This window comes from Agromyces sp. GXQ0307 (assembly GCF_044769845.1).
In the GTDB taxonomy this organism is placed as follows: Bacteria; Actinomycetota; Actinomycetes; order Actinomycetales; family Microbacteriaceae; genus Agromyces.
Genome location: NZ_JBIZVY010000001.1, coordinates 779536 through 801883, shown reverse-complemented (window position 1 = coordinate 801883; position 22348 = coordinate 779536). Strand labels below are relative to the sequence as shown.

Here is a 22348-nt window from a genome sequence, read left to right as displayed (position 1 = left end):
CAGCGACTTCCACGACGGGTTCCGTACCGTCGTCGTATCGAACGAAGGGGACCGCCGTGGACGTCCAGCTGCTCATCGCGTGCTCGGTGATGATGACCCTGATGGTGCTCCTGCCCGGACCCGACTGGGCGTACCTCATCGCAGCCGGCACACGCGAGCGCACCATCCTGCCGTCGCTCGCGGGCATCCTCGTCGGCTACCTCGCCGTCGTCGCCGCGGTGGCGGTCGGCGTCGGCGCCGCCGTGGCCGCGCTGCCGTGGTTCATCGTGGTGCTGACCCTCGCGGCGGCGGCGTACCTGACCTACCTCGGCGTCCGCGTGCTGCGCGAGCCGCCCGTCGTCGCGGCGGTGGCCGGGGGCGGTGCGGCGACCGCCGACGGCACGCTCGTCGGCGCGGGCGCACCCGCGGCGGCATCCGCTCGCCCCTGGGTTCGCCTGCTGCAGGGCGCCGGCGTCTCGGGGCTGAACCCGAAGGGCCTGCTGGTGCTCGTCGTACTGCTGCCCCAGTTCACGGATGCCGCCGGCAGCTGGCCGATCCCCGTGCAGCTCGCGGTGCTCGGCCTCATCTTCGTGGGGGCGTGCGCGGCCGTCTACTCGATCGTCGGGTACGGGGCGCGACGCGTGCTGCGACTCCGCCCGTCGGCGATGCGAGTCGTGTCGCGCGTGTCCGGCGCGGCGATGATCGTGCTGGCGGGGGTGCTGGTCGTCGAGCAGGTGACGCACCTCGTCGGGTAGCGTGCGGCCCGCACGCCCGGCCGATCAGCGCGTCACCCCAGGCTGAAGCCGCCGTCGCTCGTCAGCACCTGGCCGGTGACCCAGGCGGAGGCCGGGGTCGCGAGCCATCCGATGAGGTTCGCGACATCCTCCGGTCGGCCGACCCGGCCGAACGGCGTCGTCGCGAGGTACGCCTCGAGCTCGTCGAGCGGTCGGTCGGTCGTCTCCGGGTCGAGGTACCCGGTGTTCACCGGGCCGGGATCGACGGTGTTCAGGAGGATCCCGAGTTCGAGCAGCTCGGCGGCGACCGTCGGGGTGATGCCCGCGAGCGCGGCCTTGCTCGTCGCGTAGGCGACCTCCCCGCGCATCGGGCCGTGCACCTGCCCGGAGGTCATCCAGATCACGCGACCCTGCGGTTCGGTGAAGGGCTCGGCGCGACGCAGTCGTTCGCCGGGTCGGAGCGGTGCGGCATCCGCCCCGGACCGCGGTCGCCTCGTGCGCGCGAACGCGGCCGTCAGCAGCAGGGTCGAGCGGGTGTTCACGCTCCAGAACGCGTCGAAGCGTTCGGGCGTCATGTCGAGGATGCCGCCGTCGTCGCCGCTCTTCGCGTGGTTGCAGACGAGCAGGTCGAGCTCGCCGGTGAGGCCGCGTGCGGCATCGATCAGCGACTCGGCCTGCGCGGGGTCGGCGAGGTCGGCGCCGAGGTCGCGCAGCTCGGCGCCGGGCGTCAGGGCCGAGCGGATGCCGCGGCGCACCGCGTCGAGGTCGTCGCCGCCCCACGGCTGCTCGAGGTCGTGCGGGCGGTGGTGGTGGGCGACGATGCTCGCGCCGAGCTCGGCGAGCCGGGTCGCGACGGCGAAGCCGATTCCGCGTCGACGGGAGACGCCGGTGACGAGGGCGGTGCGGCCGGCGAGGGGAAGGGATGCATGCATGGGTGAGCCTTTCGACGGCACCGGCGCGTGATGGCGCGCGGCGCGCAGGAATCGGGGACGAGCGGAGGCGGCTCACCGGCATTGCATTGCGCCACCGTAGCGCATGCGCCCGGCGCGACGCGACGGGGGTCGCGAGGGCCCGCACGGCCCGTACCCTGTCCGGATGGATGCGTGCACCGCCCTCGCCGACTCGATCGACCGGCTCGCCGAGCGCGGCTACGCGAACCGGCGGTTCCTGCGGGAGCTCGGACGCGCGGCCGGGGTGCGTCGCGGTCCGTTCTGGGCGCTCGACGCGGCATCCGGTGGTCGCAATCGCCTGCGCGGGCGCGGATTCCGCCGCCACGTCGACGACCGGACCGACGGGCAGGCGCGGCACTTCGCCGGCACGGTCGCGGTCGCGGCACGCATCGGCGGCCCGCTCACGCGGTGGCTCACCACCGTGGTGCTGCGCGATCCGCCGACGACGCCCGACGGGAGGCTGAGCGACGAGGCGATCGAGTTCGCGCGGCTCGTCAGGACCGGGGAACTCGCGCAGGCCGATGCCGCGGGGTGGGTGCGCGAGCGGCTGTGCCGCGCCGGGACCTGAGGCCCCCGCGACACGTCGTCGCGGCCGGGCGTACCCTGCACGCATGGCACCGGATGGCACCGCGCCCGAGAAGTACGACGTCAAGCGCGCGCACCGCGAGCTGTACGCGCCGTCGGCGACTGACTTCGCGCTCGTCGACGTTCCGCCGATGCGGTACCTCGCGGTCGACGGGCACGGCGACCCGAACACGACGCCCGCCTACGCCGAGGCGGTCGAGGCGCTGTTCGGCGTCGCGTACGCGGTGAAGTTCGCGAGCAAGAAGCGGCTCGGTCGCGATTTCACTGTGGCACCGCTCGAGGGCCTGTGGTGGGCGGACGACCCCGGCGCGTTCACGGCGAACGACCGCGCCGCCTGGAACTGGACGATGCTCATCGCCCAACCCGACTGGATCGACGAGGCGGCCGTCGCGGCCGGTGTCGAGGCGACCAGGGCGAAGGGTCGCGGATCGGCGTCGCTCGACGCGCTCCGGCTCGTGCACCTCGACGAGGGCGAGTCGGCGCAGATCCTGCATCTCGGCCCCTTCGCCGACGAGGCGCCGACGCTCGCCCGCCTGCATCACGAGTGGATGCCGGAGCACGGGCTCACGTTCAACGGGCCGCACCACGAGGTCTACCTGAGCGACCCGCGGCGCACGGCGCCGGAGAAGCTGCGGACGGTGCTGCGGCAGCCGGTCCGGTCGGCGTGACGGGGTCTTCCCCGTCGGTGCGACGGTCAGGCCTCCGTGACGTCGATCAGCACCTTCCCGACCGTCCCCGCCTCGACGGCGTCGTGCGCGTCGGCGGTGCGCTCGAGCGGGAATCGCGTGAGCGGCAGCCCCGCCGCCTCGCCGACGGGCAGCGCGCCGTCCCCGAGCGCCCGGGTGAGGTCCGCGGCCGCGGCCGCGAGCGCCTCGTCGCCGACCGTGTAGAGCAGGATGAACTGGTAGCGCACGTTGAGCGAGAAGTGGTGCCGCACGTCGAGCGTCATCTCCGGTCCGCCGTCCGTCGCGTAGACCGAGATCGAGCCGTGGTTCGCGATGACACTCGCGTTGAGTGCGGCGTTGCGAGCCGGTGAGACCTCGACGACCTGGTCGACGCCGTCCGGGGCGATGGCACGGATGGCGCGAGCCGCGTCATCCGCCCGGTAGTCCACGACGTGGTGTGCACCCGCCGCGGTCGCCAGCGCCCCCTTCTCGGGTGAGCTGATCGTCGTGATGACGCGGGCGCCCGCCCACCGGGCGAGCTGGATCGCGGCGTGCCCGACCGCCCCGGCGCCGCCGGCGACGAGCACGGTACGGCCCTCGAGTGCGCCCGGCCCGAGCCGGGCCGGCCCGCCCTCGTGCAGGGCGAGCGCGCGATGCGCGGTCATCGCGGGCACGCCGAGCGACGCCCCCGGGTCGAAGCCCGCGCCATCGGGAAGGTGCACGACCCGGCTCGCGGGCAGGACCGCGAACTCCTGCGCGGTCCCGGTCGGGCGCTCGTGCGCGGCGAGGAACACCCAGACCCGGTCGCCGATCGCGAACCCGGTCACGCCGTCGCCGATCGCATCGACGACGCCCGCGCCGTCCTGGTTCGGCACGACCTCGGGGAACGCCGTGGCCCGTCCGGGCGCGGCGCCGGCGCGCGCCTTCCAGTCGGTCGGGTTCACGCCCGAGACGACCATGCGTACGCGCACCTCGCCAGGCCCCGGTTGCGGGATGTCGCGCTCGACGAGGTGCAGGACGTTCGATGGGCCGGTCTCGGAGTACGCGATCGCTCTCATGCAAAGCGACAACGCGGCGCGGGCGGCGCTTCTTCCGCGAATCGGATCCCGGTCGCTCACAGAGGACCGAGAGCGACGTCGTGCTGCTCGACGACGAACCGCTCGTCGCTTCGGCCGCGCGAGGTGCGTGGCGCGGCGAGCGGCGCCTCCGGCGAGGTGGTGTCCGCTCGAGCACACGATCGCGTGCGACCGGCCTGACGGTCGCGGCCGGCGGGCGTCGGTCGTACCCTCGGTCACAACGGTCGGGCGCAGCCGGTCTCTCCTGGTGAGCGTCGGGATGCCCGCGGGCGTCCCGCGTCGGAGAGCGGCTGCGCGGCCGCGGAGGGGATGGAGGGCGGCATGCGCTCAGGCGATGACGAGAAGTTCGAGTACCCGGATGCCGCGGGGTACCCCGACGGCGGCGGAACCCTCGACGAGGGCAGCGGCGGGGCGGTCGGCGCCGACGGCGGCGCGAGCACCGGCGGCGCGGGAACCGCGGTCGACTACCGCGCGTTCTCGGATGCTGCCGGCCCATCCGACGACGACAACCGGGTGCTGGTCGAGGAGGTGACGGCCGACGCGCTGCGCCAGGTCGATCGGCCTTCGGCGGACTCAGAGGACGAGATCGAGGTCCACCGCCTGGACGAACGGGGCGTGTACGCCGCGACCCTCGAGGGCGTCGAACTGGCGAGGGTCCGGTTCAGGGTCGACGACGAAGGCACGGTGCTGGTCTCCACGTCGGTCGAGCCCGAGTTCCGCGGCCGCGGGATCGCCACCGACCTGATCGCGGACGTGCTCGATGATCTCCGCGATCGGGGCGATCGCCTGGTGGTGCGATGCCCCGTCGTCTCGAAGTTCATCGAGCACAACCCGGAGTATGCGGCGCTCGTGGCATCGAGCTGAATCCGCGCCCGGCGGTGCGCCTCATGCCCCGTCGAACTCGATCCGCATGACCGAGCGTCGCGTCGTCGGCCGGAGTACCTCGACGAGCCCCGCGCCGAGGAACATCTCCGCCGTGCCGACGTGCAGCTCATCGGAGATCGTGTTCGCCGGATCGATCGGGTACGCCTCGAGCGCCCGCGCCCCGCGATCGCGGGCGAAGTCGACGGCCGCCCGCGCGAGCGCGGTCGCGATGCCCTGGCGCCGGTGGCCGCGACGCGTCACGAAGCAGGTGACCGCCCACACCGAGGGATCCGTCGGGTCCTCGTCGCGCCCCTCCCACGGCACCTTCTGATTGCGCACCATGCCGTGGTAGCCGGGTCGCGGCTCGACGGCGCACCATCCGACGGGTTCGCCGTCGAGGTAGGCGACCAGGCCGGACGTCTCGGGCGCATCGGGTTCGCCGGCGTGCGTCCGCTCGCGCAGGCGCTCGGCACGCTCCTCGGCGGGGAACTTCGCGAACGCCTCGCCGGGGTGCAGCTTGTATCGCTGGCACCAGCACCGGCGCGACGCGCCCACGCTGCCGAGCACGGCCTCGAGGTCGGCCCACGGTGCCTCGTTCGCAGGGATGCAGACGACTCCGTCGGACGCCATGGGTCGAGTCTGGCGCCCCTGCCGATTCGGCGAGGTCTGCGGGTCCTTCACGCCTGCGCCCGGGACAGGTTCCCGGGAACAGGGCCACTCCGGATACCGCCGTGCCCGCCCCGGCGGTACGCTCGCCGCATCCGAGCCTCGAGCCGACCGGGACGGTGATCGCGGATGACCCAGCACCCCGATGCACGCACGTACCTCTTCGCGCTGACCGACGCGGGCGGCACCGTGCCGCCGGAGGTCGGGGTCGTGCGGCGGGTCGTCGACCGCGGGCACCGAGTGACGGCGCTCGCCGACGAGACGATGGCGGCCAAGGTCGAACGCGCCGGAGCGGCGGTGCGGATCTGGCGGCGACCCTTCGCGGAGTTCCGCGACTGGGAGCTCCGGACTCCGATGGCGCAGGCGCGCGGCATGGCCGAGCACATGCTCATCGGCCCGGCACCGGGGATGGCGGATGACACCGGAGCTGCGATCGATGAGATCCGCCCCGACCTCGTGGTGACCTCGGGCTTCGCGCTTGGCGCGATGATCGCGGCCGAGTCGCGCGGCATTCCGTTCGACCTGCTCATGCCGAACGTCTACGTGCTCCCGGCCGACGGCATGCCGCCGTTCGGTGCCGGCCTCGCGCCCGCGCGCGGGCTGGCCGGCCGCACCCGCGACCGCGCGATGCGGGCGGCATCCGCTCGGCTCATCGACCGCTACACGCTGCGCGAGCTCAACGGGCTGCGCGCGCGGCACGACCTCGATCCGATCCCCACGCTCTGGGCGCAGATGCAGCACGCCCGCATGCAACTCGTGCTCACGTCGGCGGCCTTCGACTTCCCGGCGACGTTGCCGCCGAACGCGCGGTACGTCGGGCCGATCCTCGACGATCCCGATTGGGCGGATGCCGCGCGCTGGACGCCGCCCGAGGGCGACGCGCCGCTCGTGCTCGTCGCGATGTCCTCGACGTTCCAGGATCACGTCGGGTGCCTGCAGCGCATCGCCGACGCGCTCGGCGAACTGCGCGTGCGCGGTCTCATGACGACCGGCCCCGCCGTCGAGCCGGGTGCGATCCGCGCGCCGGCGAACGTCGCGGTCGTGGCATCCGCGCCGCATCGCGAGGTGCTGCCGCTCGCCGATCTCGTGGTCACGCACGGCGGACACGGCACGGTCGTCAAGGCGCTCGCCGCCGGGCTGCCGCTCGTGATCCTGCACCACGGCCGCGACCAGGCCGACAACGCGGTGCGCGTGACGGAACGCCATGCCGGGGTCGCCGTTCCGCGCACCGCGTCGAGCGTGCGCATCGCGCGGGCCGTCGCCGAGGTGCTCGGCGATGCGAGCTATCGCGAGTCGTCCGGCGGGCTCGGGCGCGCGATCATGCGGGACGTCGCGGCGTCGCCACTGCTGGACGAACTGGAGCGGATTCCCGTGCGACGGCGCTCAGCGCCGTCGCCGTCGCGCGACGCCGACGCCGATGAGCACCAGCCCGACGACGATGACGATGGGGCCGATCGTCGCCCACAGCGACGAGCCGCTCATCACCGACCCGCCGAGGACGCCGAACCCCTGGAGGGTCCAGATCAGCCCGATCAGGCTGACGACCGCGCCCGAGACGATGAAGGCCGTCCGCCCCTTCACAGCTTGTAGCCGATCGCGCGCAGGAGGTCGCGGCGTTCGGCGATGTCCTGCTCGGTCTCGACGCCGACGGGCGGCTCGCCGTCGATCACCCCGGTCACGCCGCGGCCCGCGGCGGTGACGGCCACGAGCACCTGGAGCGGGTTCGCCGTGGCGCAGAAGATCGAGCACACCTCCGGCACGGCCTTCACCTGGTTGAGCACGTTCACGGGGAACCCGTCGCGCAGCATGATGACGAAGCAGTGGCCGGCGCCGATCGCGTTCGCCGCCGCGACGGCGAGGCCGACCAGGGCGTCGTCGTTGCCGGTGTGCCGCACGAGCCGCGCGCCCGAGGCCTCGCAGAAGGCAACCCCGAACCTCAGGGTGCCGCCGACGCCGACGAGCGCCTCGTGCAGGTCTTCGACGGTCTTGATGAAATGCGACTGACCGACGATGACGTTGACGTCATCGGGCTTCTCCAGCGGCACGACCTCGATGTCGACCATTGCCGACCCCCTTCGACGCCGTCAGCATAGACCCGCCGCAGCGTTCCGGCGAGCGTCCGGCCGGTCTCCGGGGGTACGCTCCGAACGTGCCCCCGACGCCCGTGCCTGGTGCGGCCGTGACGCAGTTCGCGGTCCTCGACGCGCTGCTCGCCGGAGCGTACGAGTCGGGCATCCGGGTGGGCGAGGCGTGCGCGCTCGGCGACTTCGGGCTCGGCTGCGTCGAGCAGCTCGGCGGCGAGGTCGTGATCCTCGACGCGGCCGCGATCGAGTGCACGCTCGACGGCCCGCCGGCGGTCATGCGCATGGACGAGACCCTCCCGTTCGCGATCGTGTGCCGGTTCCCGGACGTCGCGGCGATCGACGTGGGCGATTGCGACCTCGCCGGCTTCGCGGCATCCGCCGACGCGGCGCTCACGAGCCGGAACCTGTTCCACGCCGTCCGGTTCGACGGGCTGCTCGCAGAGGTCCGCGTGCGCGTGACGCCGCGCCAGCGCCATCCGCTCCCGCCGCTCGCCGAGGTCACCGAGCACCAGGTCGAGACGGTGGCTCGCGGCATCCGCGGCACGCTCGTGGGGTTCTGGACGCCCGCGATCTACCAGGGGATCGCCGTCGCGGGCCTGCACCTGCACTTCCTGAGCGACGACCGCAGCCTCGGCGGGCACGTGCTCGACCTCGCCGTCGCGGAGGGCGAGTTGCGCGTGGCGGCCTTCGCCCGTTTCGACCTGCGACTGCCGACGGACGAGCTGTTCCTGCGCACCGAGCTCACGCACGCCGAGGACCACCGGATCGTCGCGGTCGAGGGCGGGGGAGCAGCAGGATGAGCGCTTCGAGCCCGCGCGGCGGGCGTGACGGATGGGTGAACGGTGCACCTCTCGGATGACGACTTCGAGCGCCTCCTCGACGAGGTCTTCGACGCGCTCCCCGACGACATGGTGCGCGGCATCGAGAACGTCGCGATCTCGTTCGAGGACCAGCCGCTCGCGCAACGGCCGCGTCTCTTCGGGCAGTACCGCGGCCACCCGCTGACCACGCGAGGGGTCTACGGGTTCGGTGAACTGCCCGACCGCATCACGCTCTACAAGAACAACCTCGAGGAGCACAGCGCCGACCTCGACGCGCTGCGTGCGCGGGTGCGGATCACGCTCGTGCACGAGATCGGGCACTACTTCGGGCTCGACGACGCGAAGCTGCGCGAGCTCGGGTGGGCGTAGCGCCCGCTCCTGGGCGCCGCGCCCGCCGCGCCCGGGTCGGCTCAGCGTGCGATCAGCGCCAGAGCACGGCGATCGCGGCGTTCGCGAACGTCAGGATGCCGATCGACCAGAAGATCGCCGGCGGCACCGAGCCGGTCTTCCGCTGGCGACCCATGCCGATGCCGAGCAGCGCGCCGATGACGATCAGGATCACGAGCTTCGTGCCGATCTTGGCGTAGTTCAGGTCGTACTCGATGCCCCACGGGGCCGCGAGCGCGAGCCCGGCGACGGCCGCGATGGCGAGGCCCCAGTTCATGAGGCGGGTGACGCCCCGCTTGCCGTTGAACAGCTCGACGACCCAGGCGCCGAAGAGCACGGCGAAGCCGACGAGGTGGATGAGCACGACGAGGTGGCGGAGGAATTCCATGTTGTCACGCTACCGCGCGGGCGATCGTGATGGGATGGCGGACATGACCTCGCCCGACGCCACCCGAACCGGGCGCGCATCGCGTCCGCTGCCGGCGCAGCACGGTGTGGTCGCGCGAGTCCCGCACTGGCTCACCGTCGTCGCGCTCGCCGCGCAGAGGTGCTCGGCGGGGCGATCGCGGCGGCGCTGCGAGACGGGTGACGGATGCCGCGCGTCAGCCGACCTGCTCGGCCAGTGCGACGATGATGCCCGCCGGGCCGCGCAGGTAGCAGAGCCGATACTCGTCCTGGTAGTTCGCGACCTCGCGCAGTAGCTCGGCGCCGTGCGCGCGCAGGCGCGCGATCGTGTCGTCGAGGTCGTCGACGGCGAACATCACGCGGTGCAGCCCGAGCGTGTTGGGCGGCGGCGCCGCCGGTGACGGGGCGGATGCCTCGGGGTGCAGGTACGTCGTGAGCTCGAGGCGGCCGTGGCCGTCGGGCGTGCGCATCATCGCGATCTCGCTGCGGATGCCGTCGAGGCCGACCGCCTGGTCGGCGAAGTCTCCCTCGATGGCCGCCCGGCCCTCGAGCTCCATGCCCAGTTCGCGGTAGAAGGCGATCGCCGCATCGAGGTCGTCGACGACGATGGCGACGTTGTCCATGCGCTGGATGCTCATGCGTCGAGGCTAGGCCGACCCCCTGACGATCGTGCCTCCCCGACGGGCGTCGACACGTGCCCGAATGGCCGCCGGCATCCGCCCGCCCGTGCATTGCCGCCCCCACCCCGCGGCGTTAGAGTGGCGCCGCCGAACTTCAGGTGCCGTCGGGATCGCCGCCCGTCCTTGGCCCGGTCCCGTGACCGAGAGCGCGAGGACGAGCCATGCCGAAGATCACGATCAACGGAATCACCGTCGACACGAACGCGCCGCAGCGCGACCTGCAGGCGTTCGGCCTCGATGCCGAGGAAGTGGCGAGTTCGGACCACATCCTCATCCACACGACCGAGCCGATGACAGCCGAGCAGCGTGCCGCGGTCGCCGACGCGGGCGCCGAGGTGCAGGAGTACGTCTCCGAGAACACCTACCTCGCCACCTACCCGCCGAACGACATCGCGCCGGTGAGCGACCTGCCGTTCGTCGACTGGGCCGGGCCGTACGCGAAGGCGTTCAAGATCCCGCCGTCGCTGGTCGGTGCGAACGTGGACGCGGCGGGTCCGCGCGACTTCGGGTTCGACACGCCGCATCCGTCGCGCGCGTTCACGCCGGTCGACCTGCTGCTGCACCCGGATGTCGCGCCGACCGACGACCTCGTCGAGCGTGTCGCTCGGGCCGCGAAGGTGAACCCCGAGCAGGTCGAGGTCACGCCCGCGAAGCTCCGCGTGACGACCGAGCAGGGCCGGCTGCCCCGGCTCGCGACCATCGACGAGATCCGGGAGATCCAGCCGGTGCCCGAACGGCGCCTGTTCAACAACGTCGCCCGCGGCATCCTGAACGCCGACGTCACGGTGAACGGCACCGCGTTCCGCGGCGACGGCGAGGTGGTCGCCGTCGCCGACACCGGGTTCGATCTCGGCGACGCGGCGAACCCGCATCCGGCCTTCGCGGGCCGCGTCGTGCGGCTGCACGCGCTCGGTCGCACGTCGCCGGCGCGCGCCGACGACCCTCACGGGCACGGAACGCACGTCGCGGGGTCGGTGCTCGGCAGCGGGAACTCGGCGACCATGGGCGGCGCGATCGAGGGCACCGCGCCGGAGGCGCAGCTCATCCTGCAGAGCCTGATCGACTCCGGCGGCGGGCTCGGCGGCATCCCCGCCGACCTGACCGACCTCTTCCAGCCGACCTACGACGACGGTGCGCGCGTGCACACGAACTCGTGGGGCTCCATCGTCCCCGGCCTGCCCTACAGCCCGTCGTCGCGCGAGATCGACGCGTTCGTGTGGAACAACCCCGACCAGGTGATCTGCTTCGCCGCGGGCAACGACGGCGTCGACGGCGACGCGGATGGCGCGATCGACGCGAGCCAGATCGGTTCGGAGGGGGCGGCGAAGAACTGCATCACGGTCGGCGCCTCCGAGAGCGTGCGGGACTTCGAGTTCACGTACGGCGACTACTGGCCGTCGGACTATCCCGCCGACCCGGTCGGCGGCGACCTGCAGGCCGACTCGTCGGTCGGCATGGCGGCGTTCTCGAGCCGGGGCCCGACGCAGGAGGGGCGCATCAAGCCCGACGTGATCGCGCCGGGCACGTGCATCCTCTCGACGCTCTCGCGCAACGCGCCCGGCGGCACCGACTTCGGGGTCTCGAGCGACCCCCTGTTCTTCTTCGACACCGGAACCTCGATGGCGACGCCGCTCGTCGCCGGCTGCGCCGCGGTCATCCGGGAGACGCTGGTGAAGAACGGGATGGCGACGCCGAGCGCCGCGCTCGTCAAGGCGCTCCTCGTGAACGGGGCGGTCGAGCTGCCGGGGCAGTACACCCCGTCGGAGGCGGGGGAGTCGCCCAACACGAACTCGGGCTGGGGTCGCGTGGACCTCGCGGGATCGATCATCCTGCCCGGACCGACCGGTGACGGCGGGCTCGGCGAGGGCGGACCGTTGGAGCAGGGCGACGAGGAGTCGTTCGAGGTCGAGATCCCCGAGGAGTCGCCGGGGCCGCCCGCCCCGCAGCACCACGGGGGTGCGGCCCCGCCCGCTCCCGGCGGCGCGACGTTCAAGGTGACGCTCGTCTGGTCGGATCCGCCCGGCGCCCTCCTGCAGAACGACCTCGACCTCGTGGTGATCGCCGCCGATGGCAGCGAGCGGCACGGCAACGTCGGCAGCGCCGCCGGGTTCGATCGCGCGAACAACGTCGAGCAGGTGCGGTGGGTCGGCATCCCGCCCGGCACGGCCACGGTGATCGTGCGCGCTTTCCGGATCACGCAGTTCGCGCAGCCGTACGCGTTCGCGTGGCGGATCTCGTAGGGGTGCAGCACCGGTCGGCGCCGACCGGTCATCGGGGTCGGACGACGCAACTCCGGAAGTAGATCAGGTTCGCCGTCGCGACGCCGGTACTCGGTGAATCGATGACGTCGACGAGACCATCGACGTAGTCGTTCGCGAGCTCGATCGAGTCGTTCGCGAGCGCGAGCGTATCGAGCACGTCGAACGCGCCCGGCACCGTCGCCACCGCCGCGTCGAGATAGGCCGTCACGTCCGAGGTGTCCGTCCCGACGTCGTCGTACGCGGCCGGCTCCGATCGCGCCTGGAGCTCGCCCATCAGGTCGAGCCCGTCCCGGGCGACCGTGCACATCAGCCCCCTGAGCACTTTCTGCTCCAGGGCAACGACAAGCGCTCGGAACTCTTCCGAGGGCTGTCTGATGAAGCTCGCGGCGACGAGCCGGGCGGCGTCGTCGGGTATGGAGAGCTCCCAGCCGATGACGACGCCGAGCACCCGGTCCCACGCCTTGTAGGTGGCGATCCATCGCTCAGCGGTATCGAGCAGTCGCCGCTCCGAGTCGGTGAGACGCACTCCGTCGGCCACCGCCTCGTCGGCGTTTCGGACCGCCCGCTGCAGTGCCGGCGGAGGTGCGATGACCGTCGGGTCGACGGCCCTCGCGAAGTCGTCCGTGTACCCGTCGAAGGTGGTGACCGCGGATTCGATGCCGTTCGTCAGCGCCGCCTTCAGACCGCTCGGCAGTGCGCGAGCGATGTTCGCGGTTCCGCTTCCGGCGGACCCGCACCCGCTCGTGATCGTCGCGGTCACGATCAGCAGGACGGCGCCGAGGGTCAGGCGCACGCGCGTCCTCGGCTGTGCTCGGAGCGACATCGTGCCCTCCTCTGGGACCTGTACGGCTCGGAGCTGAGCATGGCTCAGAACCCGGTCGAAGCGTATCGAGAGCCACGTCTCCTCCGTGTCCCCCGAAGGCGGGCATCTGGAGAGGTTCCACCGAGTGATGCATGTGCGGGTCGGGGCGCGCGCCATCCGACCGATGACATCTTGACGCGCGCGCCCGACGGGGCGAAGGTGAACTCGTCAGACCGCAACGGCGCGGGATGCCGCGCGAGGGGAGCGAGCCGCATGGAGACCACGACCGACCTCAGCACAGAGCAGATCGCCCGAGCGTTCTCGGGCCATCGATTCGATCTCGCGCTGCAGTATCTCGCCGACGACGTGATCTGGACCTCCGTCGGCGGCGGGCCGCTGGTCGGCCGGAAGGCGGTGGCGAAGGCGATCGAGCGCACCGCCGCCGACCTCGCCGACGTCACGACCGAGTTCCAGCGGTTCCGGTCGGTCGTCGGCGAGGACAGCGTCGTCGTCGATGCGCTCGCCCGCTATACCGACGCCGACGGCGGGGTGTCGATCGTGGCGTCGTGCGACGTGTTCGACTTCGCGTCCGACGGGCTGATCACCGAGATCGTCTCGTACATGATCGAACTGCCGAGCTGAGCCCGCCGGGCCGGTGCGTCACACCGGATCGGCGTCGACCCTCACGGTGAAGGATGCCGCGAGCAGCGCGTCGTCGCGTGAGGACGGACCGACGAGCAGCTCGAACGTCCCCGGCTCGACGACGCGTGCGCCGTTCGCGTCCACGAGCGTGCAGTCCGCGACCGCGAGCTCGATGTCGACCACACACGATGCTCCCGGCTCGAGGTCCACGTGTCGGTACGCCTTGAGCTCCTTGTCCGCCCAACTGACCGACGTCACCTGGTCGCGCACGTAGACCTGCACGACCTCGCGTGCGGGCCGGTCGCCCGTGTTCGTGACCGTCACGACGGCTCGGACGATGCCGTCCGGGCGGAGTGCCTCCTCGAGGATGCGCAGGTCGGTGTATTCGACGGTGGAGTACGTCATTCCCTCGCCGAACGCGAACGCCGGGCTCTGCGTGAGGTCCGCGTACCGGGTGCCGTGCTGTCCGCGGATCTGGTTGTAGTAGGTCGGCTGCTGACCGGCGTGCCGCGCGAACGAGATCGGCAGGCGACCGCTCGGCTCGACGAGGCCGAGCAGGAGTTCGGCGATCGCGCGACCGCCCTCCATGCCGGGGTTGGCCGCCCAGAGGAGCGCCGACGCGCGCGCCGCCGACGGCGGGAGCACGAGAGGCTTGGAGGCGAGCAGCACGACCACGAACGGCGTGCCCGACTCGGCGACGGCGTCGAGCAGTGCGACCTGGTCGCCGACGAGCTCGAGCGTCGCGGTGGAGCGCCCCTCGCCGACGAGCTCGATGCGGTCGCCGACGACCACGACGGCGAGGTCGCTGCGGCGGGCGGCGTCGGATGCCTCGGCGATCAGCTCCGCGTCGGGCGTGCACGGGACGACGACCTGCGGGCGCGGCTGGCCGTCGGGGAAGAACGCGCCCGCGGGGTCCTCCTCCAGGGTCAGGACGCGTGCGCCCTCCGCGTGCTCGACCGTCCAGTCGCCCGGCGCGGTTCGACGAAGCCCGTCCAGGACGGTCGTGATCATGCCGCGGGGGTGGCCGTCGGGCAGCCAGTCGGCCTGGCCCGACGAGCCGGCCCAGTCGCCGAGCTGCGTCTGTGCGTCGTCGGCGAGAGGGCCGAGCACGGCGACACGGCGAGGCGTGCCATCCGAGACCGCTCGGCCCGCGGCATCCGGAACCCGGCCGGGCAGGAGCGGCAGCACGCCGTCGTTGCGCAGCAGGACGAGTGACCGGCGAGCGGCCTCGAGGTTGAGCGAGGCGTGCGCCCGGTTGCCGACGACCGACGCGATGCGGGCGAGATCGGGCTTCCGCGGGTTCTCGAACAGCCCGAACTCGAACTTCAGCAGCAGGACGCGCGAAACCGCGCGGTCGAGGTCGGATTCGGCCATGAGCCCGCGTTCGATCGCCTCGAGGGCTCCGTTGAAAAACCCGGGCGTCGTCATCACCATGTCGTTGCCGGCCTTCACCGCGGCCGCCGCCGCGTGAGCGTAGTCGGGCTGTACCTTCTGCTCCCACACCATGCGGCCGACGTTGTCCCAGTCGGTGATGAGCGTGCCCGTGTAGCCCCACTCGCCGCGGAGCACGTCGTTCAGGAGCCAGTCGTTGACGGTGATCGGGACGCCGTCGGTGGTCTGGTAACCGAGCATGAAGGTGCGGCAGCCCTCCCTCGCCACCCGCTCGAACGGCGGCAGGAACCACGAGCGGAGCTTCCGGCGGGAGAGGTCGGCCTCGCTCGCGTCGCGACCGCCCTGCGTCTCGGAGTATCCGGCGAAGTGCTTGGCGGTCGCGAGGATCGCGGTGTCGTCGTCGAGCCCGCCGCCCTGGTAGCCGCGCACCATGGCCGACGCGAGCTCGCCGATCAGGAAGGGGTCCTCGCCGAAGGTCTCGTCGATGCGGCCCCAGCGGAGGTCGCGCGCGATGCAGAGCACCGGCGAGAACGTCCAGTGCACGCCGGTCGCCGAGACCTCCACGGCGGTCGCCCGCGCGACCCGCTCGAGCAGGTCGGCGTCCCACGACGCGGCCATGCCGAGCTGGGTGGGGTAGATCGTCGCACCCTCGAAGAACGAGTGCCCGTGGATGCAGTCCTCGCCGACGAGCAGCGGGATCCGCAGCCTCGTCTCGGCGACGAGCTCGTGGGCGCGGGCGATACGCTCGGGCGACGCGTGCAGGATCGACCCGACGTGCCGGCGCAGCACCTGGTCGTCGAGGTCCTCGCGGGCGTCGAGCTGGAGCATCTGCCCGACCTTCTCCTCGATGGTCATCCGCCCGAGGAGGTCGGCGATCCGCTCCGCGACGGGTCGGGTCGCGTCGAGGTACGCGGGGGCGGCGATGTCGGCGGTGGTCACTGGTTCTCCTCGGTCGGGGTGGTGGGCGCCGTCGCGGTCGCAGGGCGCACGGCCGTCACGGTGTCGTTCACGTTCAGGCCCTTCTTCTTCATCGCGCGGGCCCGTTCTCCGGCGGACCGCAGGCGCGGGTTGACGTACTCGTCGATGCCGAAGTTGATCAGCGAGAGGGCGACGCCGATGGCCGCGATGCAGAGCCCCGGCGGGAGGTACCACCACCACTGGTTCTGCCGGAACGCGCCCTGCGCGCCGGCCCAGTTGAGGATGGTGCCCCAGTTGTAGGTCGTGACCGGGATCACGCCGATGTACGACAGCGTCGTGAGCGCGAGGATGGCGGCGGTCACCGTGCCGACGAAGCTCGCGGCGATGAGCGCCATGAGGTTGGGGAGCATCTCGACCGTGATGATGCGGCGCAGCGGCTCGCCATTGGCGCGCGCGGCCTGGATGAAGTCGCGGTTGCGCAGCGACATCGTCTGGGCGCGCAGCACGCGCGCGCCCCACGCCCAGCCGATGAGGCCGAGCACGGCGGCGACCACCGCGAGCGGCGGGTCCTCGAACATGGATGCGACGATGATGATGAGCGGGAGCCCCGGGATCACGAGGAACACGTTGGTCAGGGCCGACAGGCTCTCGCTGCGCCATCCGCGGAGGTAGCCCGACATCACCCCGACGACGATGGCGATGAGCGTCGCGATGATCGCGGCGAGGAAGCCCACCACGATGACGCCGCGCGTGCCGTGGATGACCTGGCTCAGCACGTCCTCGCCGATGTGGGTCGTCCCGAGCCAGTGCTCGGGCGACGGAGGCTGGAAGCGCGCCGTGTTGTCGACGGCGGTCGGCGAGTACGGCGCGAGGACGTCGGCGAAGATCGCCACGAGCACGAAGAAGCCGAGGATCGAGAGCCCTGCGATCGACTTTCCGTTCCGGAACATGGCGAAGGCGGAACCCAGCCTCGCCCGGAACGTCGACCGCGTGCGCGGCTCGCTCTCGGCTCGATCGGCCGTGCGGATCGTCGCGGTGGCCGGCACGCCCGCCGGGCGGGCGGTCGCCGGATCGCCGGTGCGGTCGTTCACGATGGTGTCCATGGCTCAGGCCTCCGTCTGGCGCGTGCGCGGGTCGAGGAATGCGTAGGCGACGTCGGCCAGGAGGTTCGCGAGCAGCACCGACAGCGTGATGACGAGGAACACGCCCTGCATCAGCGCGTAGTCCTTCGCGTTGGTGGCGTCCAGCAGCAGCTTCCCGACGCCCGGATAGCTGAACACCATCTCCATCACGATCGTGCCGCCGACGATGAATCCGATCGACAGCGCGAAGCTCTGGATCTGGGGGAGGACGGCGTTGCGTGCCGCATACCCCCAGAGCACTCGCCTCCGCGGCATCCCCTTCGCCTCGGCGACCATCACGTAGTCCTCGTCGAGGACGGTGAGCATCATGTTGCGCATGCCGAGCATCCAGCCGCCGAGCGAGGCGAGGATGATCGTCGCCGCGGGCAGGGTGCCGTGGTGGATCACCTGGCCGATGAACTCGGGCGAGAACTCCGGCGCCATCCCGACGCCGTAGGCCTTGCCGATCGGGAACCAGCCGAGGTTCACCGAGAACAGCGCGATCGCGAGCAGGCCCAGCCAGAAGTACGGGATGGTGCTGAGGAAGGTGGTGATCGGGATCAGCGCGTCGAGCCGGCTCCCGCGCCGCCATCCGACGATCGCGCCGCCGATGGTGCCGATCGCGAACGAGACGATCGTCGCGAAGCCGACGAGGCCGATCGTCCACGGCAGCGACCCGGCGATGACCTCGGTCACGGGGCGCAGGCCGTGCAGCAGCGAGACGCCCAGGTCGCCGCGCAGGAGCAGTGCCCAGTAGTCGACGTACTGCTGCCAGAGGCTCTTGTCGGTGTCGAGGCCGAGGAGCGACCGGAGCGCGTCGGCCGCCTCGGGGCTGACGTTGCGGTTGCGGGAGAGGTACTGCGTGACGGCGTCGCCCTTCATCATGCGCGGCAGGAAGAAGTTGATCGTGATCGCCGCCCACAGGGTGAAGAGGTAGAACGCCGCGCGGCCGCCGAGGAACCGCCACGGGATGCGCGAGCGGGCGGCGGTGGCGCGCGTCGCCGTGGTGCCCGCCTCGATGGCGTCGGCGTCGGCGCCGGAGTCGATCGCCGCCTCGGCTGCGGGGTCGTGCGTGGGGGCGTGGGGCTGGACCGCGGTCACTGTGCACCTCCGTCGATGCCGGATGTCGTCGCGAAGTACTGGTCGGGATCGGGGGATGCCGCGCGGAGCGCCTGCGTGTAGGGGTTCCGGGGATCGAGGATGACGTCGTCGGCGGGACCGCGTTCGACGACGCGGCCCTGGTTCAAGACGAGGATCTCGTCGCTGAAGTGCCGGGCGGTCGCGAGGTCGTGCGTGATGTAGAGCACGCCGAGGCCCTCCTCGCGCTGCAGGTCGGCGAGCAGGTTCAGCACGCCGAGGCGGATCGAGACGTCGAGCATCGAGACCGGTTCGTCGGCGACGAGGAGCCTCGGCCGTGAGGCGAGGGCGCGGGCGATCGCGACGCGCTGCCGTTGGCCGCCCGAGAGTTCGTGGGGGCGCCGGTCGATGACGGCGTCCGGGTCGAGCCGGACGCGCTCGAGCAGGCGCCGGACCTCGTTCTCCTCGTCGGCCTTCGGAACGACGCGATCGAGGCGGAGCGGTCGCTGCAGGTGATAGCGGATCGAGTGGTAGGGATTCAGCGAGGCGAACGGGTCCTGGAAGACCATCCGCAACTGCTGGCGGTAGGCACGCAGGCCTGCACCGTGGCGGGGGATCGGCGCTCCGTCCAGCCGGACCTCTCCGCTCGTCGGGGTCTCGAGCTGGGTCAGGATCTTCGCGATCGTGGACTTGCCGCTTCCGGACTGGCCGACGAGGCCGATCGTCCGTCCGGACCGGAGCGTGAAGCTCACGTCGTCGAGGGCGGTGATCCGGCCCGCGCCTCGAAGCGAGTACTCCTTGGTGACGGAGTCGAAGTCGAGGACGGTCATCGCAGCACCATGCCCTTCTCGCCGGTGAGGCGCGGGAACGACCCCAGCAGCGTCTTCGTGTAGTCGTCCTGCGGATCCGTCCAGATCCGCTCCGCGGTGTCGAGTTCGACGATCTCGCCGTCTCGCATGATCGCGATGCGGTCGCTGATCTCGAGGAGCAGTGGGAGGTCGTGGGTGATGAAGACGACCGAGAACCCGAACTCATGGCGGAGCGCCGAGATCTGCCGCAGGATCTCGCGCTGCACGAGCACGTCGAGCGCGGTGGTCGGTTCGTCCATGACCATGAGCTGCGGGCGAAGCGCGAGCGCCATCGCGATCATGACGCGCTGGCGCATGCCCCCGGAGAGCTCGTGCGGGAAGGAGCGGTAGCGCTGGGCGCCCACCTTCACGATCTCGAGGAGCTCGACGACCGCCGTCCGACGCTCGGAACGGGTGAGGCGCGGGCGATGCACCTCGAAGACGTCCTCGAGCTGCGATCCGATCGTCGCGACCGGGTTCAGCGAGTTCATCGCCCCCTGGAACACCATCGAGATCTTGTCCCAGCGGAATCGGCGCATCGCGTCGGCGTCGAGGGCGTTGAGGTCGATGTCGTCACCACTCGCGTCGTGGAAGACGACCGAGCCGCTCGTGATGACCGCCGGCGCCTTGAGGAGGCGCTGGACGCCGTAGGCGAGGGTGGTCTTGCCGCAGCCGCTCTCGCCGGCGAGGCCGAGGATCTCGCCGCGGCGGAGGTTCAGCGTGACGTTCCTGACCGCTTCCACGGCCGGGTCGACGTCGTACACGACCGAGAAGTCGCGCACGGACAGCAACGTGTCGCTCATGGGTGGGGGTCCCTTTCGTGATGCCCGCCTTCGAACCGGAGGGGCGGGCGGGTGGGTGGGACGGATGCCTCGGGGCGCACCCGTCCCACCCGGTGCGGGTCAGTCGGCCGGCTGGAGCGCGGTCAGGATCTGGACGATCCCGGGCTGCGTGGGGTCCGCTGAGGCGTACTGGTCGTCCTCGGTCGGCCATCCGACGTAGTTGCGCGTGTTGTACTCGCCGAGCAGCGGGTGCGAGCCGAGGGGGATGGCCGGCACGTTCTCGACGAATGCGGTCTGCATGACCTCGAGCGCGGCCTGGCGGTCGGCGTCGGATGCCGCGTTGGCGTACGTGTTGAGCGCGTCGGTCACCGCGGGGTCGTCGAACCGGCCGAAGTTGAACTGCGCCCGGTCGTCGACGATCCACTTCTGGTCCATGGTCGAGGTGTAGAGGCCGTAGGCGTTGCCGGTGTCCTCGAGCCAGTGGATGATCGCCTGGAAGGTGCCCTCCTGGCGCGCGGCGTCCCATCCGCCCCAGTCGGGCTGGTCAACCTTGACCTCGATGCCGAGGGCGGCGTCGAGCTCCTCGGCGATGAGCGCCTGCTCGGTGTTCCAGTCGCTCCATCCGGCGGGCACCGAGATCGAGAACGAGACCGCCTCGCCGTCGGGGTCGATCAGCTGCTCGTCCTTCCAGGTGTAGCCGGCGTCCTCGAGGATGCCCTTCGCCTTGTCGACGTCGACCTCGTAGACGTCGTCGGCGTACTCGGGCAGGATCTCGTCCTCGAGCAGGCCGCTGAGGCCGGTCGCGCTCCAGATCGCGGTGCTCGCGCCCTCGCGGGCGATGTCGACGTAGGCGTCGCGGTCGATCGTCCACGCCAGCGCCTCGCGGAGGGCCGGGTCGTCGAACGGCTTGGTCTGCAGGTTCATGAACAGCGTGCCGGCGCCGGCGGTGGGGGAGGCGAGGAAGTGGTTGTCCTCATCGGCCGCCAGGTAGCTGTCCTCGATCTGCGGGATGAATGCCTGCGCCCAGTCGGCCTCGCCCGAGACGAGGGCGGTCGTGAGCGCGGCGTTGTCACCGTAGGAGACGTAGTGCAGTTCGGGCACGGCCAGGTCGCCGCCCCAGTAGTCCTCGTTCGCCGTGAGGGTGACGGACTCGGTCGACCAGTTGTCGAGCACGTAGGGCCCGGTGCCGACCGCGAGGCCCTCGTCGGTGAGCGGGTCGGTGTTGGGGTCGGCGATGTCCTCCCAGATGTGCTTGGGAACGATCGGCGTGTGCAGCACGCGTGACTGGGAGACGTACTTCGAGTCGGCGAACTTCAGCGTGATCGCGTCGCCGTCGACGGTCGCGCCCTCGTACTTGAGGCCCGACGTGTCGGTGAGCTTACCGCTCAGGAACTGGTCGAACGTGAACACGATGTCGTCGCCCGTGAACTCGGTGCCGTCGCTCCACTTCACGCCGCTGCGCGGCACGACGGTGAGCTCGGTGTAGTCCTCGTTCCACTCGACGGACTCGGCGAGCCAGGGTGTCGTGCCGAGGTCGCCGGTCGGGTTCACGAGCGCGAGCGGCTCGAAGATGACCTTGGCGTAGCCGTACTTGGAGGCGGACGAGTCGCCGAGGTAGGGGTTGTGCGATTCGGTGGTGATCGCGCCGTCGGGCTTGGCGATCGTCAGCGCCGCGCCGCTCCCGGCCGGGGCGCTTTCGGGGCTGGCACCGGCGCAACCGGTGAGCGCCAGGGCCGCGGCGATGCCGACGACGCCGAGGGACGTACTGAGCCTCATTGCTTCTCCTTCGTGTGGGGGCACGACGCCGTGCTTTCCCGAGGGAGCGACGCCGGCGTCGAGTGACTGCGGGGTTAACTTACTATCAAGTAAGTAAGTTAATCAACGCATCGGTTCTTACGCTTGGAGCGCATGCGTAGACTCGCTGTCGACAGGCGAGGAAGGGGGTGCCGACGGATGTCGGAAGCAGTGACCGGTCAGCGTCGGCAGCCGCGTTCGCGGCCCGAGACGCTCGCGCGTCGGCGCGACATCCTCGACGCCGCGGTCGAGATCTTCGGCAACAAGGGGTTCGCGGGCGGCACCCTCCAGGAGATCGCCGATCAGGTGGGCATGACCCACGCCGGGATCCTGCACCACTTCGGCTCGAAGGACCAGCTCCTGCTCGAGGTGCTCAGCCATCGCGACGAGACCGACGTCGCCGACCTCGAGGAGCAGCACATTCCCGGCGGGATGGCGCTCTTCCGGCACCTGGTGCGGACGGCGTTCGTGAATGCGCATCGGGCCGGCATCGTCCAGGCCTACGTCGTGCTGTCCGCCGAATCGGTGACCGACGATCACCCGGGGCGGGAGTTCTTCCAGAAGCGCTACGAGACGCTTCGGGGCGAGGTCGCCCGTGCCTTCGAGGTCGTGTGCGCCGAGCACGGCGTCGCCGCGCCGGAAACGATCGAACTCGCCTCGGCGAGCATCCTGGCCGTCATGGACGGCCTGCAGGTGCAATGGCTGCTCGACCCCGACGCGGTCGACCTCGGTCGCGCGTCGGAGTTCGCGATCGAGGCGATCGTCGACTCGGTGATCTCGCCGTCGCCGTCGCCGCTGGCCTGACGCGCGCGGCG

23 protein-coding genes are annotated in these 22348 nt (G+C 71.4%); 10 read left to right on the top strand and 13 right to left on the bottom strand.

The window, feature by feature from the left end; translation table 11 throughout:
- Positions 1-56 precede the first annotated feature (56 nt).
- Positions 57-734: a LysE family translocator gene (locus ACIQH8_RS03745; protein ID WP_400994941.1), complete on the top strand. Its 678-nt coding sequence runs from the start codon at positions 57-59 to the stop codon at positions 732-734.
- 32 nt (positions 735-766) lie between these two features.
- Here ACIQH8_RS03745 and ACIQH8_RS03740 read toward each other — a convergent pair whose 3' ends face one another.
- Positions 767-1645: an SDR family oxidoreductase gene (locus ACIQH8_RS03740; protein ID WP_400994938.1), complete on the bottom strand. Its 879-nt coding sequence runs from the start codon at positions 1643-1645 to the stop codon at positions 767-769.
- 163 nt (positions 1646-1808) lie between these two features.
- Here ACIQH8_RS03740 and ACIQH8_RS03735 point away from each other — a divergent pair, with 163 nt between their 5' ends.
- On the top strand, positions 1809-2231 hold the full coding sequence (locus ACIQH8_RS03735) for a hypothetical protein (RefSeq protein WP_400994935.1): 423 nt from the start codon (positions 1809-1811) through the stop codon (positions 2229-2231).
- Positions 2232-2274: 43 nt separating this feature from the next.
- The gene (locus ACIQH8_RS03730) at positions 2275-2916 is read left to right on the top strand and encodes a GyrI-like domain-containing protein (RefSeq protein ID WP_400994932.1); all 642 of its coding nucleotides are present in this window, start codon (positions 2275-2277) and stop codon (positions 2914-2916) included.
- Positions 2917-2942: 26 nt separating this feature from the next.
- On the opposite strand, the gene ACIQH8_RS03725 is transcribed toward ACIQH8_RS03730, so the two are convergent.
- Complete coding sequence (locus ACIQH8_RS03725) at positions 2943-3971, bottom strand: NADPH:quinone reductase (RefSeq protein WP_400994930.1); 1029 nt, start codon at positions 3969-3971, stop codon at positions 2943-2945.
- A gap of 339 nt (positions 3972-4310) precedes the next feature.
- On the opposite strand from ACIQH8_RS03725, the gene ACIQH8_RS03720 reads away from it, so the two are divergent.
- Positions 4311-4853, top strand: coding sequence for a GNAT family N-acetyltransferase (locus tag ACIQH8_RS03720; RefSeq protein ID WP_400994928.1), 543 nt, complete (start codon positions 4311-4313; stop codon positions 4851-4853).
- A 21-nt stretch (positions 4854-4874) separates the two neighbouring features.
- Here ACIQH8_RS03720 and ACIQH8_RS03715 read toward each other — a convergent pair whose 3' ends face one another.
- Positions 4875-5483, bottom strand: a complete 609-nt coding sequence (locus ACIQH8_RS03715; protein WP_400994926.1) for a GNAT family N-acetyltransferase — start codon at positions 5481-5483, stop codon at positions 4875-4877.
- Between the two features lie 165 nt (positions 5484-5648).
- Between ACIQH8_RS03715 and ACIQH8_RS03710 the strand changes: the two genes are divergently transcribed.
- On the top strand, positions 5649-7109 hold the full coding sequence (locus tag ACIQH8_RS03710) for a glycosyltransferase (protein WP_400994923.1): 1461 nt from the start codon (positions 5649-5651) through the stop codon (positions 7107-7109).
- On the opposite strand, the gene ACIQH8_RS03705 is transcribed toward ACIQH8_RS03710, so the two are convergent.
- Positions 7097-7582 carry an adenosine-specific kinase gene (locus ACIQH8_RS03705; RefSeq protein WP_400994920.1) on the bottom strand — a complete coding sequence of 162 codons (486 nt, stop codon included), beginning with the start codon at positions 7580-7582 and terminating at the stop codon, positions 7097-7099. The two genes, ACIQH8_RS03710 and ACIQH8_RS03705, sit on opposite strands and share 13 nt — an antisense overlap.
- 86 nt (positions 7583-7668) lie before the next feature.
- On the opposite strand from ACIQH8_RS03705, the gene ACIQH8_RS03700 reads away from it, so the two are divergent.
- Positions 7669-8403, top strand: a complete 735-nt coding sequence (locus ACIQH8_RS03700; protein ID WP_400994918.1) for an acetolactate decarboxylase — start codon at positions 7669-7671, stop codon at positions 8401-8403.
- Between the two features lie 42 nt (positions 8404-8445).
- Positions 8446-8793: a metallopeptidase family protein gene (locus ACIQH8_RS03695; protein WP_400994915.1), complete on the top strand. Its 348-nt coding sequence runs from the start codon at positions 8446-8448 to the stop codon at positions 8791-8793.
- A gap of 52 nt (positions 8794-8845) precedes the next feature.
- Here ACIQH8_RS03695 and ACIQH8_RS03690 read toward each other — a convergent pair whose 3' ends face one another.
- Entirely contained in the window at positions 8846-9199 is a 354-nt protein-coding gene (locus ACIQH8_RS03690) for a Fe-S protein (RefSeq protein ID WP_400994912.1), read from the bottom strand.
- 214 nt (positions 9200-9413) lie between these two features.
- The gene (locus tag ACIQH8_RS03685; RefSeq protein WP_400994910.1) at positions 9414-9854 is read right to left on the bottom strand and encodes a VOC family protein; all 441 of its coding nucleotides are present in this window, start codon (positions 9852-9854) and stop codon (positions 9414-9416) included.
- A gap of 203 nt (positions 9855-10057) precedes the next feature.
- Here ACIQH8_RS03685 and ACIQH8_RS03680 point away from each other — a divergent pair, with 203 nt between their 5' ends.
- Positions 10058-12136, top strand: a complete 2079-nt coding sequence (locus ACIQH8_RS03680; protein WP_400994908.1) for a S8 family serine peptidase — start codon at positions 10058-10060, stop codon at positions 12134-12136.
- 28 nt (positions 12137-12164) lie between these two features.
- Here ACIQH8_RS03680 and ACIQH8_RS03675 read toward each other — a convergent pair whose 3' ends face one another.
- Entirely contained in the window at positions 12165-12980 is an 816-nt protein-coding gene (locus tag ACIQH8_RS03675; RefSeq protein ID WP_400994905.1) for a hypothetical protein, read from the bottom strand.
- Positions 12981-13232: 252 nt separating this feature from the next.
- On the opposite strand from ACIQH8_RS03675, the gene ACIQH8_RS03670 reads away from it, so the two are divergent.
- A complete protein-coding gene (locus ACIQH8_RS03670; RefSeq protein ID WP_400994903.1) occupies positions 13233-13601 on the top strand; it encodes a nuclear transport factor 2 family protein in 369 nt (122 codons plus the stop codon).
- 18 nt (positions 13602-13619) lie between these two features.
- Here ACIQH8_RS03670 and ACIQH8_RS03665 read toward each other — a convergent pair whose 3' ends face one another.
- The 6 genes from ACIQH8_RS03665 to ACIQH8_RS03640 form a co-directional block, all read right to left on the bottom strand.
- Entirely contained in the window at positions 13620-15932 is a 2313-nt protein-coding gene (locus ACIQH8_RS03665) for a glycoside hydrolase family 3 N-terminal domain-containing protein (RefSeq protein ID WP_400994900.1), read from the bottom strand.
- A complete protein-coding gene (locus tag ACIQH8_RS03660) occupies positions 15929-17014 on the bottom strand; it encodes an ABC transporter permease (protein ID WP_400994897.1) in 1086 nt (361 codons plus the stop codon). Before ACIQH8_RS03660 ends, ACIQH8_RS03665 begins: the two co-directional genes overlap by 4 nt.
- Positions 17015-17017: 3 nt before the next feature.
- On the bottom strand, positions 17018-18133 hold the full coding sequence (locus tag ACIQH8_RS03655; protein WP_400994894.1) for an ABC transporter permease: 1116 nt from the start codon (positions 18131-18133) through the stop codon (positions 17018-17020).
- Positions 18130-18939 (bottom strand): ABC transporter ATP-binding protein, encoded by an 810-nt coding sequence (locus tag ACIQH8_RS03650; protein WP_400994891.1) that lies wholly within the window; start codon positions 18937-18939, stop codon positions 18130-18132. Before ACIQH8_RS03650 ends, ACIQH8_RS03655 begins: the two co-directional genes overlap by 4 nt.
- Positions 18936-19760 carry an ABC transporter ATP-binding protein gene (locus tag ACIQH8_RS03645; protein WP_400994888.1) on the bottom strand — a complete coding sequence of 275 codons (825 nt, stop codon included), beginning with the start codon at positions 19758-19760 and terminating at the stop codon, positions 18936-18938. Before ACIQH8_RS03645 ends, ACIQH8_RS03650 begins: the two co-directional genes overlap by 4 nt.
- A 99-nt stretch (positions 19761-19859) precedes the next feature.
- Positions 19860-21515 (bottom strand): ABC transporter substrate-binding protein, encoded by a 1656-nt coding sequence (locus tag ACIQH8_RS03640; RefSeq protein WP_400994886.1) that lies wholly within the window; start codon positions 21513-21515, stop codon positions 19860-19862.
- A gap of 177 nt (positions 21516-21692) precedes the next feature.
- Between ACIQH8_RS03640 and ACIQH8_RS03635 the strand changes: the two genes are divergently transcribed.
- Complete coding sequence (locus ACIQH8_RS03635) at positions 21693-22337, top strand: TetR/AcrR family transcriptional regulator (RefSeq protein WP_400994884.1); 645 nt, start codon at positions 21693-21695, stop codon at positions 22335-22337.
- The last annotated feature ends 11 nt before the right edge of the window (positions 22338-22348 follow it).

Coding starts and splice junctions, on each gene's coding strand:
- ACIQH8_RS03670 (WP_400994903.1), top strand. CDS start 13,233: ATGGAGACCACGACCGACCTCAGCACAGAGCAGATCGCCCGAGCGTTC.
- ACIQH8_RS03650 (WP_400994891.1), bottom strand. CDS start 18,939: ATGACCGTCCTCGACTTCGACTCCGTCACCAAGGAGTACTCGCTTCGA.
- ACIQH8_RS03740 (WP_400994938.1), bottom strand. CDS start 1,645: ATGCATGCATCCCTTCCCCTCGCCGGCCGCACCGCCCTCGTCACCGGC.
- ACIQH8_RS03640 (WP_400994886.1), bottom strand. CDS start 21,515: ATGAGGCTCAGTACGTCCCTCGGCGTCGTCGGCATCGCCGCGGCCCTG.
- ACIQH8_RS03675 (WP_400994905.1), bottom strand. CDS start 12,980: ATGTCGCTCCGAGCACAGCCGAGGACGCGCGTGCGCCTGACCCTCGGC.
- ACIQH8_RS03730 (WP_400994932.1), top strand. CDS start 2,275: ATGGCACCGGATGGCACCGCGCCCGAGAAGTACGACGTCAAGCGCGCG.
- ACIQH8_RS03690 (WP_400994912.1), bottom strand. CDS start 9,199: ATGGAATTCCTCCGCCACCTCGTCGTGCTCATCCACCTCGTCGGCTTC.
- ACIQH8_RS03685 (WP_400994910.1), bottom strand. CDS start 9,854: ATGAGCATCCAGCGCATGGACAACGTCGCCATCGTCGTCGACGACCTC.
- ACIQH8_RS03660 (WP_400994897.1), bottom strand. CDS start 17,014: ATGGACACCATCGTGAACGACCGCACCGGCGATCCGGCGACCGCCCGC.
- ACIQH8_RS03710 (WP_400994923.1), top strand. CDS start 5,649: ATGACCCAGCACCCCGATGCACGCACGTACCTCTTCGCGCTGACCGAC.
- ACIQH8_RS03680 (WP_400994908.1), top strand. CDS start 10,058: ATGCCGAAGATCACGATCAACGGAATCACCGTCGACACGAACGCGCCG.
- ACIQH8_RS03725 (WP_400994930.1), bottom strand. CDS start 3,971: ATGAGAGCGATCGCGTACTCCGAGACCGGCCCATCGAACGTCCTGCAC.
- ACIQH8_RS03635 (WP_400994884.1), top strand. CDS start 21,693: ATGTCGGAAGCAGTGACCGGTCAGCGTCGGCAGCCGCGTTCGCGGCCC.
- ACIQH8_RS03645 (WP_400994888.1), bottom strand. CDS start 19,760: ATGAGCGACACGTTGCTGTCCGTGCGCGACTTCTCGGTCGTGTACGAC.
- ACIQH8_RS03720 (WP_400994928.1), top strand. CDS start 4,311: ATGCGCTCAGGCGATGACGAGAAGTTCGAGTACCCGGATGCCGCGGGG.
- ACIQH8_RS03705 (WP_400994920.1), bottom strand. CDS start 7,582: ATGGTCGACATCGAGGTCGTGCCGCTGGAGAAGCCCGATGACGTCAAC.
- ACIQH8_RS03715 (WP_400994926.1), bottom strand. CDS start 5,483: ATGGCGTCCGACGGAGTCGTCTGCATCCCTGCGAACGAGGCACCGTGG.
- ACIQH8_RS03735 (WP_400994935.1), top strand. CDS start 1,809: ATGGATGCGTGCACCGCCCTCGCCGACTCGATCGACCGGCTCGCCGAG.